The 14,825-nt window shown below is 53.7% G+C and carries 15 protein-coding genes; 10 read left to right on the plus strand and 5 right to left on the minus strand.

Going from position 1 to position 14,825, the window contains the following annotated elements:
• Nucleotides 1-230 precede the first annotated feature (230 nt).
• Nucleotides 231-473 (plus strand): sulfurtransferase TusA, encoded by a 243-nt coding sequence (gene tusA, locus IG609_RS00360; protein WP_116164043.1) that lies wholly within the window; start codon nt 231-233, stop codon nt 471-473.
• 137 nt (nt 474-610) lie between these two features.
• On the opposite strand, the gene IG609_RS00365 is transcribed toward tusA, so the two are convergent.
• A complete protein-coding gene (locus IG609_RS00365; protein WP_193397802.1) occupies nt 611-2,965 on the minus strand; it encodes a zinc/cadmium/mercury/lead-transporting ATPase in 2,355 nt (784 codons plus the stop codon).
• Nucleotides 2,966-3,056: 91 nt separating this feature from the next.
• A complete protein-coding gene (locus IG609_RS00370) occupies nt 3,057-3,686 on the minus strand; it encodes a lysoplasmalogenase (RefSeq protein WP_193397801.1) in 630 nt (209 codons plus the stop codon).
• Nucleotides 3,687-3,877: 191 nt separating this feature from the next.
• Between IG609_RS00370 and IG609_RS00375 the strand changes: the two genes are divergently transcribed.
• The gene (locus IG609_RS00375) at nt 3,878-4,198 is read left to right on the plus strand and encodes a DUF1820 family protein (protein WP_193397800.1); all 321 of its coding nucleotides are present in this window, start codon (nt 3,878-3,880) and stop codon (nt 4,196-4,198) included.
• An 89-nt stretch (nt 4,199-4,287) separates the two neighbouring features.
• Here IG609_RS00375 and IG609_RS00380 read toward each other — a convergent pair whose 3' ends face one another.
• Both IG609_RS00380 and rsmD read right to left on the minus strand, forming a co-directional pair.
• Nucleotides 4,288-4,563, minus strand: coding sequence for a DUF1145 family protein (locus tag IG609_RS00380; protein WP_161503027.1), 276 nt, complete (start codon nt 4,561-4,563; stop codon nt 4,288-4,290).
• Between the two features lie 30 nt (nt 4,564-4,593).
• A complete protein-coding gene (gene rsmD, locus IG609_RS00385; RefSeq protein ID WP_039557565.1) occupies nt 4,594-5,169 on the minus strand; it encodes a 16S rRNA (guanine(966)-N(2))-methyltransferase in 576 nt (191 codons plus the stop codon).
• Nucleotides 5,170-5,517: 348 nt separating this feature from the next.
• On the opposite strand from rsmD, the gene ftsY reads away from it, so the two are divergent.
• The 4 genes from ftsY (at nt 5,518) to rpoH (ending at nt 9,646) form a co-directional block, all read left to right on the plus strand.
• On the plus strand, nt 5,518-6,798 hold the full coding sequence (ftsY, locus tag IG609_RS00390; protein ID WP_193397799.1) for a signal recognition particle-docking protein FtsY: 1,281 nt from the start codon (nt 5,518-5,520) through the stop codon (nt 6,796-6,798).
• A 5-nt stretch (nt 6,799-6,803) separates the two neighbouring features.
• Complete coding sequence (gene ftsE / locus IG609_RS00395) at nt 6,804-7,475, plus strand: cell division ATP-binding protein FtsE (RefSeq protein ID WP_193397798.1); 672 nt, start codon at nt 6,804-6,806, stop codon at nt 7,473-7,475.
• Complete coding sequence (gene ftsX, locus IG609_RS00400) at nt 7,465-8,433, plus strand: permease-like cell division protein FtsX (protein ID WP_193400697.1); 969 nt, start codon at nt 7,465-7,467, stop codon at nt 8,431-8,433. Before ftsE ends, ftsX begins: the two co-directional genes overlap by 11 nt.
• 355 nt (nt 8,434-8,788) lie before the next feature.
• Nucleotides 8,789-9,646 (plus strand): RNA polymerase sigma factor RpoH, encoded by an 858-nt coding sequence (gene rpoH / locus IG609_RS00405; protein WP_039275909.1) that lies wholly within the window; start codon nt 8,789-8,791, stop codon nt 9,644-9,646.
• Nucleotides 9,647-9,735: 89 nt separating this feature from the next.
• Here the strand turns inward: rpoH and panM are convergent, their stop codons facing one another.
• Nucleotides 9,736-10,182 carry an aspartate 1-decarboxylase autocleavage activator PanM gene (gene panM, locus IG609_RS00410; RefSeq protein WP_193397796.1) on the minus strand — a complete coding sequence of 149 codons (447 nt, stop codon included), beginning with the start codon at nt 10,180-10,182 and terminating at the stop codon, nt 9,736-9,738.
• A 404-nt stretch (nt 10,183-10,586) separates the two neighbouring features.
• Between panM and IG609_RS00415 the strand changes: the two genes are divergently transcribed.
• The 4 genes from IG609_RS00415 (at nt 10,587) to livG (ending at nt 14,822) form a co-directional block, all read left to right on the plus strand.
• Nucleotides 10,587-11,699, plus strand: a complete 1,113-nt coding sequence (locus IG609_RS00415) for a branched-chain amino acid ABC transporter substrate-binding protein (RefSeq protein ID WP_102118125.1) — start codon at nt 10,587-10,589, stop codon at nt 11,697-11,699.
• Between the two features lie 158 nt (nt 11,700-11,857).
• A complete protein-coding gene (livH, locus tag IG609_RS00420; protein ID WP_039275912.1) occupies nt 11,858-12,784 on the plus strand; it encodes a high-affinity branched-chain amino acid ABC transporter permease LivH in 927 nt (308 codons plus the stop codon).
• Nucleotides 12,781-14,055: a high-affinity branched-chain amino acid ABC transporter permease LivM gene (locus IG609_RS00425; RefSeq protein WP_102118126.1), complete on the plus strand. Its 1,275-nt coding sequence runs from the start codon at nt 12,781-12,783 to the stop codon at nt 14,053-14,055. The genes livH and IG609_RS00425 overlap by 4 nt, the downstream gene beginning before the upstream one ends.
• Nucleotides 14,052-14,822: a high-affinity branched-chain amino acid ABC transporter ATP-binding protein LivG gene (gene livG / locus IG609_RS00430; RefSeq protein WP_193397795.1), complete on the plus strand. Its 771-nt coding sequence runs from the start codon at nt 14,052-14,054 to the stop codon at nt 14,820-14,822. The genes IG609_RS00425 and livG overlap by 4 nt, the downstream gene beginning before the upstream one ends.
• Nucleotides 14,823-14,825: the final 3 nt, after the last annotated feature.

The raw sequence follows: 14,825 nt of genomic DNA on the forward strand, positions 1-14,825 counted from the left end.
GTGACCTTTTTGGTTATTGGGGTTAGGGAACCCAAGGGATAACGTGCAGATTTATGCTGCAACGCGGCGGCATAATACGCAATTGTTTCGTTAATGCAATTATTTCGCTACGGGCATGTGTTTTGCCTATAAAAAATGGTTGTTTTATGCGCAAATGTTGTCGTCGCTTGCGTCGGGAAATCCTCAGCGTAAACTAAGGCGGTTTTTTGATTCCTGTACTGAGAACGTTGATGACCGATCCCTTTACCAACCCGGATAAAACCCTTGATGCACAGGGGCTGCGCTGCCCTGAACCTGTAATGATGGTGCGTAAGACGGTACGCCAGATGGAAACTGGGCAAACGCTGCTGATTATTGCCGACGATCCGGCCACCACCCGCGATATTCCCAGTTTTTGCGTGTTCATGGAGCATGAGCTTCTGACACAAGAGACCGAGCAAGTTCCCTATCGTTATCTGCTGCGCAAAGGTTAATAATACTCGGTGCGTTATATCGTTCGTTGACGTGTGTGATTAGGAGAAACACGGGGATGAGGTTCCCGTAGGGAGGCCTCGCCCCGTGGTCGCTCCGTGTATCTCGATCCTTCAACCAACAGCCAGCAACGGTAATATCAGTCCTGTTTTCTCAGCAGCCGCAGCGCGTTGGCGGTGACCAGCGCCGTTGCGCCGGAATCCGCCAGCACGGCGAGCCACAGCCCGGTAATACCCAGAATGCTGGTGACCAGAAAGACGGCTTTCAGCCCCAGCGCGATAGTAATGTTCTGGTGAATATTGCGCTGCGTCGCCCGCGACAGGCTAATTATCGCCGCCAGACCGGTCAGGCGGCTGTGCGTTAAGGCTGCATCGGCCGTCTCCAGCGCCACATCCGTACCGCTTCCCATCGCAATCCCGATCGTTGCGGCTTTCATCGCCGGTGCGTCGTTGATGCCGTCGCCGACCATTGCCACAGGATGCTGCTGACTCAATTCGCTGACTGCCGCGACCTTATCGGCGGGGAGCAGGCTGGCGCGGTAATCGATCCCTAATGTCGCCGCAATCGCCGCCGCCGCGCGGGGATTATCGCCCGTGAGCATGACCCCACGAATCCCCAACTGCTGTAAGGCATCCAGCGCTTCACGCGCATCGTGACGTAGCGTATCGCTCAACGCCAGCACGCCGAGCAGGCTATCGTCCTCTTGCACCACCACGACGGTTTTTCCTTCGTTTTCCAGCGCCTCAACCCGCTGTAACCAGTCGGTATCAAGCAAGTCGGACGCGACACGAGTCGGCGCGCTGACCTGAATTCGCTTGCCGCCAATCGTACCTTCCACGCCGACACCCGCCAGCGCTTTGCGATTTTCCGCCATTGGCAGGAACGTGCTGCTGGATCGCGCATGCTGGACAATCGCTTTGGCAAGCGGATGGTGTGAACCGGACTCCACGGCGGCGGTGCGTGTCAGCAGCGCCGTTGCGCTCACGCCTGCGGCGGGCAATACGTCCGTCACCTGCGGTTTGCCTTCTGTCAGCGTGCCCGTTTTATCGAACGCGATAGTCTTGATGCTGCCCAGCGATTCCAGCGCCGCGCCGCCTTTAATCAGCGCTCCACGGCGCGTTGCAGCGGCTAGCCCCGACGTAATCGCCGCAGGCGTTGAGATCACCAGTGCACACGGACAGCCGATTAACAACAGCGTCAGGCCGCGATAAATCCACTCTTGCCACGGCTGCGCCAGCAGCAACGGCGGCACCAGAATCACCAGCAGCGACAGCAGCATGATGGCTGGCGTGTAATAGCGGCTGAATTTATCGAGGAAGCGTTCTATCGGCGCACGGCGCTCTTCCGCTTCTTCGATCAGTTGCAGAATGCGGTCGATCGCGCAGTTGCCCGGCTGTGACACCACGCGCAGTTGCACGACCCGATCGACGCACAGGCTGCCTGCGGCAATTTTCTCACCGGGCGTACGTTCAACGGGAACCGATTCACCGGTCAGCGCGCTTTCATCAAAGCTGGCGTCGCTGTTCAAGAGTTCCGCATCGGCGGGGAGCCGGCCACCGGGGGCGACTTCAATCACGTCACCGGGAACCAGACTGGCGACGGGAACGAGGCGTCGCTGCCCGTTGCCGACGACCGTAGCATCTTCGGGAAGCAGCGCCATCAGCGCCGTTACGCCCCGCCGTGCACGGTTTGCCGCGTAAGATTCCAGATGTTCGCCCAGCATAAACAGCAGCAGGATGACGGTGGCTTCGGTGGTGGCGCCAATCAAGAGCGCCCCGATGGAAGCCACGCTCATCAGTGTTTCAATCGCGAAGGGCGTACCCGTGCGAATGAGCTGCACCGTTTTCTTCAGTATCGGAATCAGCCCGATGATGGTGGTCGCGATAAACGCGATCTGCCCGCCGCGCTCGCTTAGCAGGGAAAGTCCCCAGCTTGCAGCAGCCAGCAGAGTGAAAAGTATTAAGAAACCATATTCATGTACGAAGCGACGTACGGTCGACGTGTCGGGTGGCGCGAGGGGGAGTGCGGTGTCCTGCAAGATGAAGCCCACTTGCTGAACAGCATGTTGAACCTGGAGTCGAATATCGGTGTTGGCATCAACAACCAGTTTTTCGGTGGCGAACAGCACTTTGGCCTGTTCAATTCCGGTGAGATTTTTTACGGCATTTTCGATTTTACGTGCGCAGCTGGGACAATCCATCCCGCTGATTTTCCAGCTGAAACGCTGGTGGGATCGGGGCCTGTCGCTGTCTCCGCCGTCGGGGTCGTCTGAATCCGTGCTACCGCCGCTGTCTGACGACGACTGATCTGTGCCGCACGCACTCTGCACTACAGCGTCAGATGTGTGCTTGGTTGAACAGCAACTGTGGTCGGCGTGGTTTGAATGCTGCGTGTGCTCGTTGCAGCAACTTTTGGCGCGGCGTGGCGCGCGGTGAACGCTGTTATTGCAGCAGGCTGATTTCTCAGCGCTGTGGTTATGCTGATGAGAGTGCATCTCTTCCTCCATTGTTAGTGACTGACATTCTCATCAGGAACTTTACACCGCCGCTCAATGCTTAGCCAGATTTTCGTGAGCGCCGCGAGCGTCAGAAATAGAGGGAGCGAACGATCAGGAAATGGCCGCCAAAATAGCCCGCCGCCACAATCGCCTGATGGGCACGGAATGGAAAACGGTAATGGTGAATCAGCCAGGCCGCATGGGCGATAAACAGTAGTACGGTGCCCGTCAGCAGGGAGACATTCGCGTTTGTCCCCAGCGCAAAATACCGCTCGCCAGCAATCCAGACCATTAACGTCGTCATGATGATGAATGCGCAGGCGGGCCAACGCTGTGCGTCCAATCGTCCCCAGATAATGGCGATCAGGATCGCGGCCAGAATGACGAGCGTTAATGCCAGCGGCCAAAAGAACGTCAGTGAAATCTGTCCGGTAAAAAAGCTAATGGTGTACAGCAGATGGGAGAGGAAATAAACACCAAACGCGTAAAGCAGGCGCTGAGTCGGCAGCAACAGCAGGGTGTCTGCGACCAGCGTTGCCAGCAGCCCCAGTACAATTAGATAGCCCGGCACACCAAGCAGCGGCGTCTGCCAGGCCAGAGCCAGCAGCAGTAGCATCGTGACCGGTTTGAATAACCAACGTTGCCACGTTGGCCCACGGTAGCTGGCGTCTACATACAACCAACCAGAAAAAAGCACAGCAATAAATGACCAAAGCATAGCGTGTCCTTTTTGTGTTTTTGTTTGTGTCAGGATAAAAATAAACCGTTCTTTGTTCAGTGTAGGGGATTGTGGGGAAGTTAAACAACACGGGGCGAGACGGATGCGACTTCTGTTAGCTTCATGTTATGTTATCGCCTGTTTTTATTGTAGATGGGCGCCGTGAAGTCTAGAAGGGAGCATTGTGTTGAATGAGTAATGAATCCGCGCTTTATCGTATTCAATTTATAAATAACGGTAAGAATTACCAGCTTTACGTGCGTGAGTTGGTGCAGAGCAGCCTATTCGGTTTTATTGAAATTGCCGACTTCGTGTTTGATAGCCAGTCTACGGTGTTGGTTGACCCGTCAACCGAGAAACTGAAAACGGAATTCTCCGGTGTGAGCCGCAGTTTCATCCCTCTACAGGCGATCATTCGCATTGATGCCGTGACGGAAAAAGGCAGCGCGCGCATTTCTGATTTAGGCGACAACGTTACTACGTTCCCTTATCTTCCCAGCAAGAAACCCTGATTTTCTCGGCGCGTGTCCTTTGAGCGAAAGGGCACGAGCTTTATTCGCATTGTGCCTCAATTCGGATTGTGCCCCAGCAGAGGTAGCGATTACGGCTTCGGTGGTTTAGGCTGTTTTTTCTGCCACGCCAGCAGTTCAAACACGCCAAAAAGGAAAATGCGTGCCTGAAGCGCGCGACTCAGCGCGGGGCTGTCTTTCGGCTGGCTGGATTTTAACAGCAGCAACTGAAAACCATGCATCAGGATCATAAATACCATCGCCACGGTCATGAAGATATTCAACGGCTTGGGAAACGGTTGAATCAGGTTAAGCAACAAAAATCCCCACACGCCCAGCATCAATAGCCTGCCAAGGTTAATCAAAATCATCTCTTACCCTTACCGTCGCTGCGAAGATCACTGACGGATGTATAAACGGTAGGCGACCTGACCCGCAATTTTCTCACGGTGCAGTTGCCAATTTTCTGGGATAGTCAGCTGCGCATTTTCCGCCTCGGTTTCCACGTAAATCCATGCATCGGGTGCCAGCCAGCCCTGTTGTTCCAGCAGGGCAAGCGTGTTGTTCAGCAGCTCTTTGCGAAACGGCGGATCGAGAAACACAACGTCAAACGGCGTGCCCAGCTTCGCCAGCCAACTCAGGGCATCAGTATTGACGACCTCGGCGTTTTCCGCCCGAAGCAGCGCCAGATTTTGCGTTAATTGCTGGGCGACTGCACGTTCCATCTCCAATAATGTGGCGTGCGCAGCATAACGAGAAAGGGCTTCCAGCCCGAGCGCACCGCTGCCAGCAAAACAGTCCAGACAGCGCGCCTGTTGAATGACGGGAGCCAGCCAGTTAAACAGCGTTTCCCGCACGCGATCGGTGGTGGGACGTAAACCGGGGCTATCAGGAACCGGAAGTTTTCTGCCGCGCCATTGACCACCGATGATTCGGATTTGTCCGGCGGCTGACGATGCATTTTTTTTAGCCATAGCTCACAGGGTTATTGTTGTGCCGCATCATCATGGTGTGGATGCGGGCAGGAAATTTCTGGCGCTATTCTAGCGGCGGTTACGTGTAGAGGGAATGTTAAGATGGGTGTTAAAGCGCTTAACCCAAAATTTTGTGCTATCTACGGGCTTTCGATAACGCGCAGCGTTTGACACACTTCGTTACGGACAGTGCCTTTCGTTACGAAGATTGTCGGCAGCGCCGAGAATTGTCGGTCATTGCCCCGTTGGCTGCGTGTTGCTGTCGGCCGGAAAGTGTTAAACTTCTTGTTTAAATATGATTTTCATTGATTGATTCGCTGCGGTGAGCAGCGTGGAGCGCGATCACACATGTCAAAAGAAAAGAAGCGCGGTTTTTTTTCCTGGCTGGGATTAGGGAAACAGGAAGAGAAGCAACAGGAACAGCCGCCAGAGCAGCCAGTTGTTGAAGAACAGATAAAGGTTGAAGCGGAAGACGTGATCCAATCGGGTGCTGAGCGTGATGTTACCGCCTTTGCTGACGCGATCGACCATGACGTTCTCGATCGGGATGTCGTCGATCCGATCGTGCAGACCGCGATCGCCGACAGCGCGACGGTGGCTAATGCTGAGCCGGACGTTGCGCAGCAGGAAGAGCAAGAATACGAAGAACCAGAACCTGTGCAGCTAGATGATGTCCCAGCTGTGGCGCAAGAGCAGGAACGTCCGACAAAAGAAGGTTTCTTCGCTCGTCTGAAACGTAGTTTGGTCAAAACGCGCCAAAATCTCGGTTCCGGATTTATCGGATTGTTTCGCGGTAAGAAAATCGACGACGATCTGTTTGACGAACTGGAAGAACAGTTGCTGATTGCCGATGTCGGGGTTGAGACGACCCGTAAAATTATCGGCAGCCTGACGGAGCACGCCAGCCGCCGCCAACTGAAAGATGCTGATACGCTTTTTGTGAAGCTGAAAGAAGAAATGGCGGAGATTCTTGCTAAGGTGGACGCCCCGCTGAATATCGAAGGCAAAACGCCGTATGTCATTCTGATGGTTGGCGTTAATGGTGTGGGTAAAACCACCACCATCGGGAAAATGGCACGTCAGTTCCAGGCGCAGGGCAAATCCGTGATGCTGGCGGCGGGTGATACTTTCCGTGCGGCGGCGGTCGAGCAACTGCAGGTCTGGGGACAGCGCAATAACGTGGCGGTGGTGGCACAGCATACCGGTGCGGATTCGGCATCGGTGATTTTCGATGCGATTCAGGCAGCGAAAGCGCGCGGCGTTGATGTCCTGATCGCGGACACCGCCGGCCGCTTGCAGAACAAAGCGCATCTGATGGAAGAGCTGAAAAAGATTGTGCGCGTAATGAAGAAGCTGGATGAAGACGCGCCGCATGAAGTGATGCTGACGCTGGATGCGAGCACTGGGCAGAACGCAGTGAGCCAGGCCAAGCTGTTTAATGAGGCGGTTGGGCTGACGGGTATTACCTTAACTAAGCTGGACGGTACCGCGAAAGGCGGGGTGATTTTCGCCATTGCCGACCAGTTCGCTATTCCTATCCGCTATATTGGGGTAGGTGAAGGTATTGAAGATTTACGGCCATTCAAGGCCGATGATTTTATTGAGGCACTTTTTGCCCGAGAGGATTAAAACGGATGATTCGTTTTGAACAGGTCAGTAAAGCTTACCTCGGTGGGCGTCAGGCATTACAAGGGGTGGATTTCCATCTGCGCCCCGCGGAAATGGCGTTCCTGACTGGCCATTCCGGCGCAGGGAAAAGTACCCTGCTGAAACTGATTTGTGGCATTGAACGTCCTAGCGCGGGTCAGATTTTGTTTGGCGGCCACAATATCAGCCGCCTGAAAAAACGCGAAGTCCCGTTCCTGCGACGCCAGATCGGCATGATCTTTCAGGATCATCACCTGCTGATGGAACGCACGGTCTATGACAACGTCGCGATGCCGCTCATTATCGCGGGCGCCAGCAGTGAGGATATCCGTCGCCGGGTATCCGCCGCACTGGACAAGGTTGGCCTGCTGGATAAAGCGAAGAACTATCCTATTCAGCTGTCCGGTGGTGAGCAGCAGCGTGTTGGCATTGCACGTGCAGTGGTGAACAAACCTGCGGTATTGCTGGCGGATGAACCGACCGGCAACCTGGACGACGCGCTGTCAGAAGGCATTTTGCGCCTGTTTGAAGAATTCAATCGTGTTGGCGTTACCGTCCTGATGGCGACGCATGACACTGGGCTTATCGCCCGCCGTAATTACCGTGTGCTGATGCTGTCGGATGGCCGCATGGTGGGGGGAAACCACGATGGCGAATAACGTCCGTAATGCGAAAAAACCTGTCGCAAAAGCGAAAGCGCTGCGCGGTGGCTGGCAGGAACAGTGGCGCTATGCCTGGGCCGATATGTTAGCTGATATGCTGCGCCAGCCGCTGGCTACCTTTCTGACCGTGATGGTCATCGCTATCTCGTTGGCGTTGCCCAGCATCTGCTATCTGGTCTGGAAAAATGTCAGTCAGGCGGCCACACAGTGGTATCCCTCGCCGCAGTTGACGGTGTATCTGGACAAATCGCTGGATGACAACGCAGCACAGGCGGTTATCACGCAGCTTCAATCTGAAGACGGTGTCGATAAAATCAATTATCTGTCGCGCAATGAAGCGATGGGCGAGTTCCGCAACTGGTCCGGTTTTGGTGGCGCGCTCGATATGCTGGAAGAGAACCCGCTGCCAGCCGTGGCGATTATCACGCCGAAAATGAGTTTTCAGGATTCCACGACGCTGACGACGCTGCGCGACCGCGTGGCGGCGACGCAGGGCGTGGATGAAGTACGGATGGACGATAGCTGGTTTGCGCGGTTGGTGGCATTGACCAATCTGGTTGGGCAAATTTCCGCGATGATTGGTGTCCTGATGATCGTCGCCGTCTTCTTGGTGATTGGCAACAGCGTGCGTTTGAGTATTTTCAGCCGCCGCGAAACCATCAATGTGATGAAGTTGATCGGTGCGACGGATGGCTTTATTCTGCGCCCGTTCCTGAATGGCGGGGCGGCGATGGGCGTAGGCGGCGCGGTGCTGTCGCTGACTTTATCGCAGGCGCTGGTTTGGAAGCTGGGTGCGGTGGTGGCGCAGGTAGCGTCCGTCTTCGGTACGACGTTTGCCGTCAAAGGATTAAGCTGGGATGAATCTCTGCTGCTGCTGTTAATCGCTGGCATGATTGGCTGGTTGGCCGCCTGGCTGGCAACGGTGCAACATTTACGCCGTTTTACACCACAGTAAGCGTTTTCTGGTATAATTATCCCCTGTAATTCAGACCGTATTGCAGGGGAAATCTCCTCAGCGACATTTCTTCTTTGCTCTTCCCGCTGTGTTTTCCCCTTGGTTTTTTGTGTGTGAGTGACGCGTTTTTCTCTTGCTTGATCTCTGGCATGAGGTGAATAAAATGAGAGGAACTTGCGAGCGAAATCACAGTCTGAATAGACAGATTTTAGGATTTGATTAATCTGGTTTTAGGTTTTTCATAAAATAAGCTTTTAAGGTGCCGCATTTTGCCATTTTCGCGCAAAACGATGCGGTTAAGCAGTGCTAAGATAGCCAACTGCAATATGACGAGTAGAGCAACTGAGAGGGTTGAATGACCAAAGATATGCAAACTTTCACCTTAGTTCCCCAAGGCAGTTTGGAAGGATATATTCGTGCCGCCAATGCCTATCCGATGCTGACGGCGGAGGAAGAGCGGGCGCTGGCTGAACGGCTGCATTATCAGGGCGATCTGGATGCGGCTAAGCACCTGATTCTGTCACACCTGCGTTTTGTTATTCACGTTGCCCGTAACTATTCCGGCTACGGCCTGCCGCAGGCGGACCTGATTCAGGAAGGGAACATCGGCCTGATGAAAGCGGTACGTCGCTTTAACCCTGAAGTCGGCGTGCGTCTGGTTTCTTTCGCCGTGCATTGGATCAAAGCCGAAATTCATGAATACGTGCTGCGCAACTGGCGTATCGTGAAAGTCGCGACCACTAAAGCACAGCGTAAGCTGTTCTTTAACCTGCGTAAGTCGAAAACGCGCCTCGGCTGGTTTAATCAGGATGAAGTCGAACTGGTCGCGCGTGAGCTTGGCGTGACGAGCAAAGACGTGCGCGAGATGGAATCCCGCATGGCGGCGCAGGACATGACGTTCGATCCGACGCCTGAAGAAGATTCACACGACGGCAAGGCGATGTCGCCGATGCTTTACCTACAGGATAAATCGTCTGACTTTGCCGATGGCATTGAAGAAGATAACTGGGAAACGCATGCGGCCGATAAGCTCACCTACGCGCTGGAAGGGCTGGACGAACGCAGCCAGCACATTATTCGCGCCCGCTGGTTGGATGATGACAACAAATCCACCTTGCAGGAGCTAGCCGATCAATACGGCGTTTCCGCAGAGCGTGTGCGTCAGCTAGAAAAGAATGCGATGAAAAAACTGCGAGCGGCCATAGAAGCTTAATCGCTCTCATCGCCTCTTTCTTTCGCGGCCGGGTAATAATACCCGGTCGTTTTGTTTTTTTTGTCTGATACCAGCCCGCAGAGCGTGAGCTATGACTTCTCTGGGTTGAGTTGGTCAAGAACCAACGGCGTTTCTTTTCTACGAATGTAGCGCCAGCCGCCGGATACAGGTGAAAAGCCGCAAGACAACATAAATCGCGCCAGTACCTCCTCTTTGATCGTCGCGTGATCGGCTGTGGCCAGCCACCACTCGTTCACTTCAGGAAGCTGACGACGCACTTCATCAATCAACAGTTTCCCTACGCCCCGTCGTCGCGTGACGTCTCTCACCATCAGATCGCTTAGCTCTGCATAGTCCCCTTCAATTTCGACCAGCACACCACCTAACAGCCGATCGTTAAAACGGGCTGCAAATAATCGCCAATCGAGTGAGAGGTCTTCTTCTAATAAATCAATGTTCTGATGTGGCCAGATTTTTGCCAGATCAATTTTATCCTGAGGGCTGAATCGGGTGAGGCATTCAACTGTTAGTTTCATTTTTATCGGCACTCCATCATATGAGTGAAGAATAATGTCGTTGTTTTGTAGTGGTTCGGTGATGTAATTTGATCGTTATGGTTAATAGGGCAAATGTTTTTCTCATTCTTTGTTTTTCGAGTAATCCATCAACAATTAATGCACAAAGTAGAATATCTGACTATATATAAATTAAATGCTGGTTTTTGCATCTGGTGTTTTGTGCTGTTTGCTCCGCTTGTTTCTGACAGTGTCAGTTGATTTGCAGCATAAAATTCCTGTTTAATAATATGAAAAATAAAGCCTTATTAGAAATTATTACTAATAATAACCTAAGCCTTTCTTACTTATAAGAAAATAGCAGGTTATGGCGGAAGGCGGTCAGGTTTTCGGCAATATCCATAATGACAGATGGGGTAAAAAGAATGAAGCTCAGTAAAGGTAAAGTATTGCTGATGGGTTGTATGGCTGCGGCGTTGAGTCACGCAGTCAGCGCTGCCGATATTAAGGTTGCGGTTGTTGGTGCCATGTCTGGCCCCGTTGCACAGTATGGCGATATGGAGTTCATTGGCGCGCGTCAAGCCATTGAAGACATCAACGCAAAAGGCGGCGTAAACGGTAACAAACTGGTTGGCGTTGAATATGATGACGCGTGCGACCCTAAGCAGGCCGTTGCCGTCGCAAACAAGGTCATCAATGACGGTATCCGTTATGTGATTGGTCATCTGTGTTCCTCCTCAACGCAGCCTGCGTCTGATATCTATGAAGAAGAAGGCGTGATCATGATTACGCCTGCGGCAACCAACGCTGACTTAACCACGCGCGGCTATAAAATGGTGCTGCGCACGACGGGGCTGGATTCCGATCAGGGGCCAACTTCAGCAAAATACATTGTCGAAACCATCAAGCCACAGCGTATCGCCGTGGTTCATGACAAACAGCAATATGGTGAAGGCCTGGCCCGCTCTGTTCAGGATAGCCTGAAAAAAGCCGGTGCGAACGTTGTTCTGTTTGAAGGTGTGACGGCGGGTGATAAAGATTTCTCCACGCTGGTTGCGCGTCTGAAGAAAGAGAACGTCGATTTCGTCTATTTCGGTGGCTACTACCCAGAAATGGGGCAGATTCTGCGTCAGGCGCGTCAGGCTGGCATGACCACAAAATTCATGGGCCCAGAAGGCGTGGGTAACTCGTCGCTGTCCAACATCGCAGGCGATGCGTCTGAAGGCATGCTGGTGACGCTGCCGAAGCGTTACGATCAGGTTGCGGCTAACCAACCAATTGTTGATGCGCTGAAAGCTAAGAAGCTGGATCCAACCGGTCCGTTCGTTTGGACGACCTATGCCGCACTGCAATCGCTGACCACCGCGATGACACGTACCAGTAGCGATGAGCCGGCAAAACTGGTCGCGGATCTGAAAGCCAATCCTGTGGATACGGTAATGGGACCATTAAGCTGGGATGCAAAAGGCGACCTGAAAGGGTTTGAATTTGGCGTATTTGAGTGGCACAAAGACGGTACTTCCAGCGCAGTGAAATAAGCATCATGCCGAGAGGTGGGTAACGGATGAAGATGCCGTTGTCTGCCTCTTCGGCGTGAAGAGCATTCTCCGCTCGCTGAGTGTATACCACTACTAATCCCTCAATACCGAAGCCCCCGTTGCCGCAAGGCGCGGGGGCAGCATTTAAGGTTTAAGGTATGTCCGAGCAGTTCCTTTACTTTTTTCAGCAGATGTTCAACGGCCTGACGTTGGGCAGTACCTATGCGCTGATCGCCATTGGCTACACCATGGTTTACGGCATTATCGGCATGATTAACTTCGCACATGGCGAAGTGTATATGATCGGTAGCTACGTCTCTTTTATTGTGATTGCGGCCCTGATGATGATGGGTATCGATGCTGGCTGGCTCCTGATTGGTGCCGCTTTCATTGCCGCCGTGGTCATTTCCAGCGCCTACGGCTGGAGTATCGAACGGGTGGCTTACCGACCTGTTCGAACGTCAAAGCGTCTGATTGCACTGATTTCTGCCATCGGGATGTCAATTTTCCTGCAAAACTACGTCAGCCTGAATCAGGGCTCGCGTGATGTTGCGCTGCCGAGTCTGGTGACCGGCCAGTGGGTGCTGGGCGAAAGCAATGGCTTTGCTGCGACGATTAGCACCATGCAGTTAACCATCTGGATTGTTACGTTCCTCGCCATGCTGGCACTGACGTTATTTATTCGTTATTCCCGTATGGGTCGCGCTTGCCGCGCCTGTGCGGAAGACTTGAAAATGGCTAGCCTGTTAGGTATCAGCACCGATCGCGTGATCTCCCTGACTTTCGTCATTGGTGCGCTCATGGCCGCCGTTGCCGGTGTGCTGCTGGGACAATTCTACGGCGTTATCAACCCCTATATCGGCTTTATGGCCGGGATGAAAGCCTTTACGGCGGCGGTACTGGGTGGAATCGGCAGTATCCCTGGTGCGATGATCGGTGGGCTGATTCTGGGCGTAGCCGAAGCGCTGACGTCCGCTTACCTGAGCACGGAATACAAAGATGCGGTGTCGTTTGCGCTGCTGATTGTGGTGCTGTTAGTGATGCCAACCGGCATTCTGGGTCGCCCGGAGGTTGAGAAAGTATGAAACAGCTCAACCTGTTTAATGCGTTAGTTTCCGCGCTCATGCTGCTGGTGCTGGCGTCGTTCTTAATGGGCATGCAGTTGGCGCTGGATGGCACCAAATTGGTGGTGCGCGGTGCTGATGAAGTTCGTTGGTATTGGATTGGTGCGGGCTGCATCGTGGTGTTCTTCTTCCAGTTGATTCGCCCGTTCTTCCAGCAAAGCATCAAGAAATTCTCTGCACCTGCGCTGGTGCTGCCGAGCTTTGATGGCAGTACGCCACGGCAGAAGATAGTAGCAGCGGCATTGATTATCGCCGCTATTGCATGGCCGTTTTTGGTGTCGCGAGGTACGGTGGATATCGCCACGCTCACGCTGATTTACGTGATGCTGGGTCTGGGCTTGAACGTTGTGGTGGGCCTGTCTGGCCTGCTGGTATTGGGCTACGGCGGGTTTTACGCTATTGGTGCGTATACCTATGCGCTGTTGAATCACTATTACGGATTGGGTTTCTGGGAAAGTCTGCCGCTGGCGGGCATGGCGGCGGCGTTGTCCGGCTTCCTGCTGGGGTTCCCAGTGCTGCGTTTGCGCGGTGATTATCTGGCGATTGTGACGCTCGGGTTCGGTGAAATTGTCCGTATCCTGCTGCTGAACAACACTGAAATTACCGGTGGTCCGAACGGTATCAGCCAGATCCCTAAACCGACCTTCTTTGGTCTGGAATTTGGCCGCAGTGCGCGCGACGGCGGTTGGGATACGTTCCACAATTTCTTCGGTCTGCAATATGATCCGAGCGACCGTATTATCTTCCTGTATCTGGTCGCGCTGCTGCTGGTCGTGTTAACCCTGTTTGTTATTAACCGTCTGTTAAGGATGCCGTTAGGACGAGCTTGGGAAGCGCTGCGCGATGATGAAATCGCCTGCCGCTCTCTGGGGCTAAGCCCAACGCGCATTAAGTTGACTGCGTTTACTATCAGCGCTGCGTTCGCGGGGTTTGCTGGTACGCTGTTTGCCGCGCGTCAAGGCTTTGTCAGCCCAGAATCGTTCACGTTCGCTGAATCTGCCTTTGTGCTAGCCATCGTCGTGCTGGGCGGGATGGGCTCGCAGTTTGCGGTCATTCTCGCTGCAATTTTGCTGGTCGTGTCCCGCGAATTGATGCGCGATCTGAATGAATACAGCATGCTGCTGTTGGGCGCGTTGATGGTTCTGATGATGATTTGGCGTCCGCAAGGCCTGCTGCCGATGAAGCGTCCTGAGATGAAGTTGAAAGTCGCGAAGAAGGAAGAGCAAGCATGAGCACGCAGCCACTATTATCAGTCAGAGGTCTGATGATGCGTTTTGGCGGCCTGCTGGCGGTCAACAACGTTGAAATGGATATTCATGCGGGCGAAATCGTCTCGCTGATCGGCCCGAACGGGGCAGGGAAAACCACGGTCTTTAACTGCCTGACCGGTTTTTATCGCCCAAGCGGCGGCACCATTATGCTGCGCGATCGTCACCTGGAAGGGTTACCCGGACAGGCGATTGCCCGAATGGGCGTGGTGCGCACATTCCAGCATGTTCGTCTGTTCCGTGAAATGACGGTGATCGAGAACCTGCTGGTCGCGCAACATCAGCACCTGAAAAGTGGCGTGTTTGCTGGGCTATTGAAAACGCCGGGCTTTCGTCGTGCGGAAGCCGATGCGCAAGAGCGCGCCGCGGTGTGGCTGGAGCGTATCGGTCTGTTGGATTTAGCGAACCGTCAGGCGGGGAATCTGGCTTACGGCCAGCAGCGCCGTCTGGAAATTGCCCGCTGCATGGTGACGCGCCCTGAGCTGCTGATGCTGGATGAGCCTGCGGCTGGTCTGAACCCGAAAGAAACTGACGAGTTAAATCAGCTGATTGCGGAACTGCGCGGTAGCCATCAGGTGTCCGTGTTGTTGATTGAACATGATATGAAACTGGTGATGGGAATTTCCGACCGGATTTATGTTGTCAATCAGGGCACGCCGCTGGCACAAGGCACTCCAGCTGAAATTCGTAACAACCCGGATGTCATCCGTGCCTATCTGGGTGAAGGATAACGT

It is taken from the genome of Pectobacterium quasiaquaticum (assembly GCF_014946775.2).
Taxonomy (GTDB): Bacteria; Pseudomonadota; Gammaproteobacteria; order Enterobacterales; family Enterobacteriaceae; genus Pectobacterium; species Pectobacterium aquaticum.

Coding starts and splice junctions, on each gene's coding strand:
- IG609_RS00365 (WP_193397802.1), bottom strand. CDS start 2,965: ATGCACTCTCATCAGCATAACCACAGCGCTGAGAAATCAGCCTGCTGC.
- IG609_RS00370 (WP_193397801.1), bottom strand. CDS start 3,686: ATGCTTTGGTCATTTATTGCTGTGCTTTTTTCTGGTTGGTTGTATGTA.
- livG (WP_193397795.1), top strand. CDS start 14,052: ATGAGCACGCAGCCACTATTATCAGTCAGAGGTCTGATGATGCGTTTT.
- rsmD (WP_039557565.1), bottom strand. CDS start 5,169: ATGGCTAAAAAAAATGCATCGTCAGCCGCCGGACAAATCCGAATCATC.
- IG609_RS00375 (WP_193397800.1), top strand. CDS start 3,878: ATGAGTAATGAATCCGCGCTTTATCGTATTCAATTTATAAATAACGGT.
- ftsE (WP_193397798.1), top strand. CDS start 6,804: ATGATTCGTTTTGAACAGGTCAGTAAAGCTTACCTCGGTGGGCGTCAG.
- tusA (WP_116164043.1), top strand. CDS start 231: ATGACCGATCCCTTTACCAACCCGGATAAAACCCTTGATGCACAGGGG.
- livH (WP_039275912.1), top strand. CDS start 11,858: ATGTCCGAGCAGTTCCTTTACTTTTTTCAGCAGATGTTCAACGGCCTG.
- ftsX (WP_193400697.1), top strand. CDS start 7,465: ATGGCGAATAACGTCCGTAATGCGAAAAAACCTGTCGCAAAAGCGAAA.
- IG609_RS00425 (WP_102118126.1), top strand. CDS start 12,781: ATGAAACAGCTCAACCTGTTTAATGCGTTAGTTTCCGCGCTCATGCTG.
- panM (WP_193397796.1), bottom strand. CDS start 10,182: ATGAAACTAACAGTTGAATGCCTCACCCGATTCAGCCCTCAGGATAAA.
- rpoH (WP_039275909.1), top strand. CDS start 8,789: ATGACCAAAGATATGCAAACTTTCACCTTAGTTCCCCAAGGCAGTTTG.
- ftsY (WP_193397799.1), top strand. CDS start 5,518: ATGTCAAAAGAAAAGAAGCGCGGTTTTTTTTCCTGGCTGGGATTAGGG.
- IG609_RS00415 (WP_102118125.1), top strand. CDS start 10,587: ATGAAGCTCAGTAAAGGTAAAGTATTGCTGATGGGTTGTATGGCTGCG.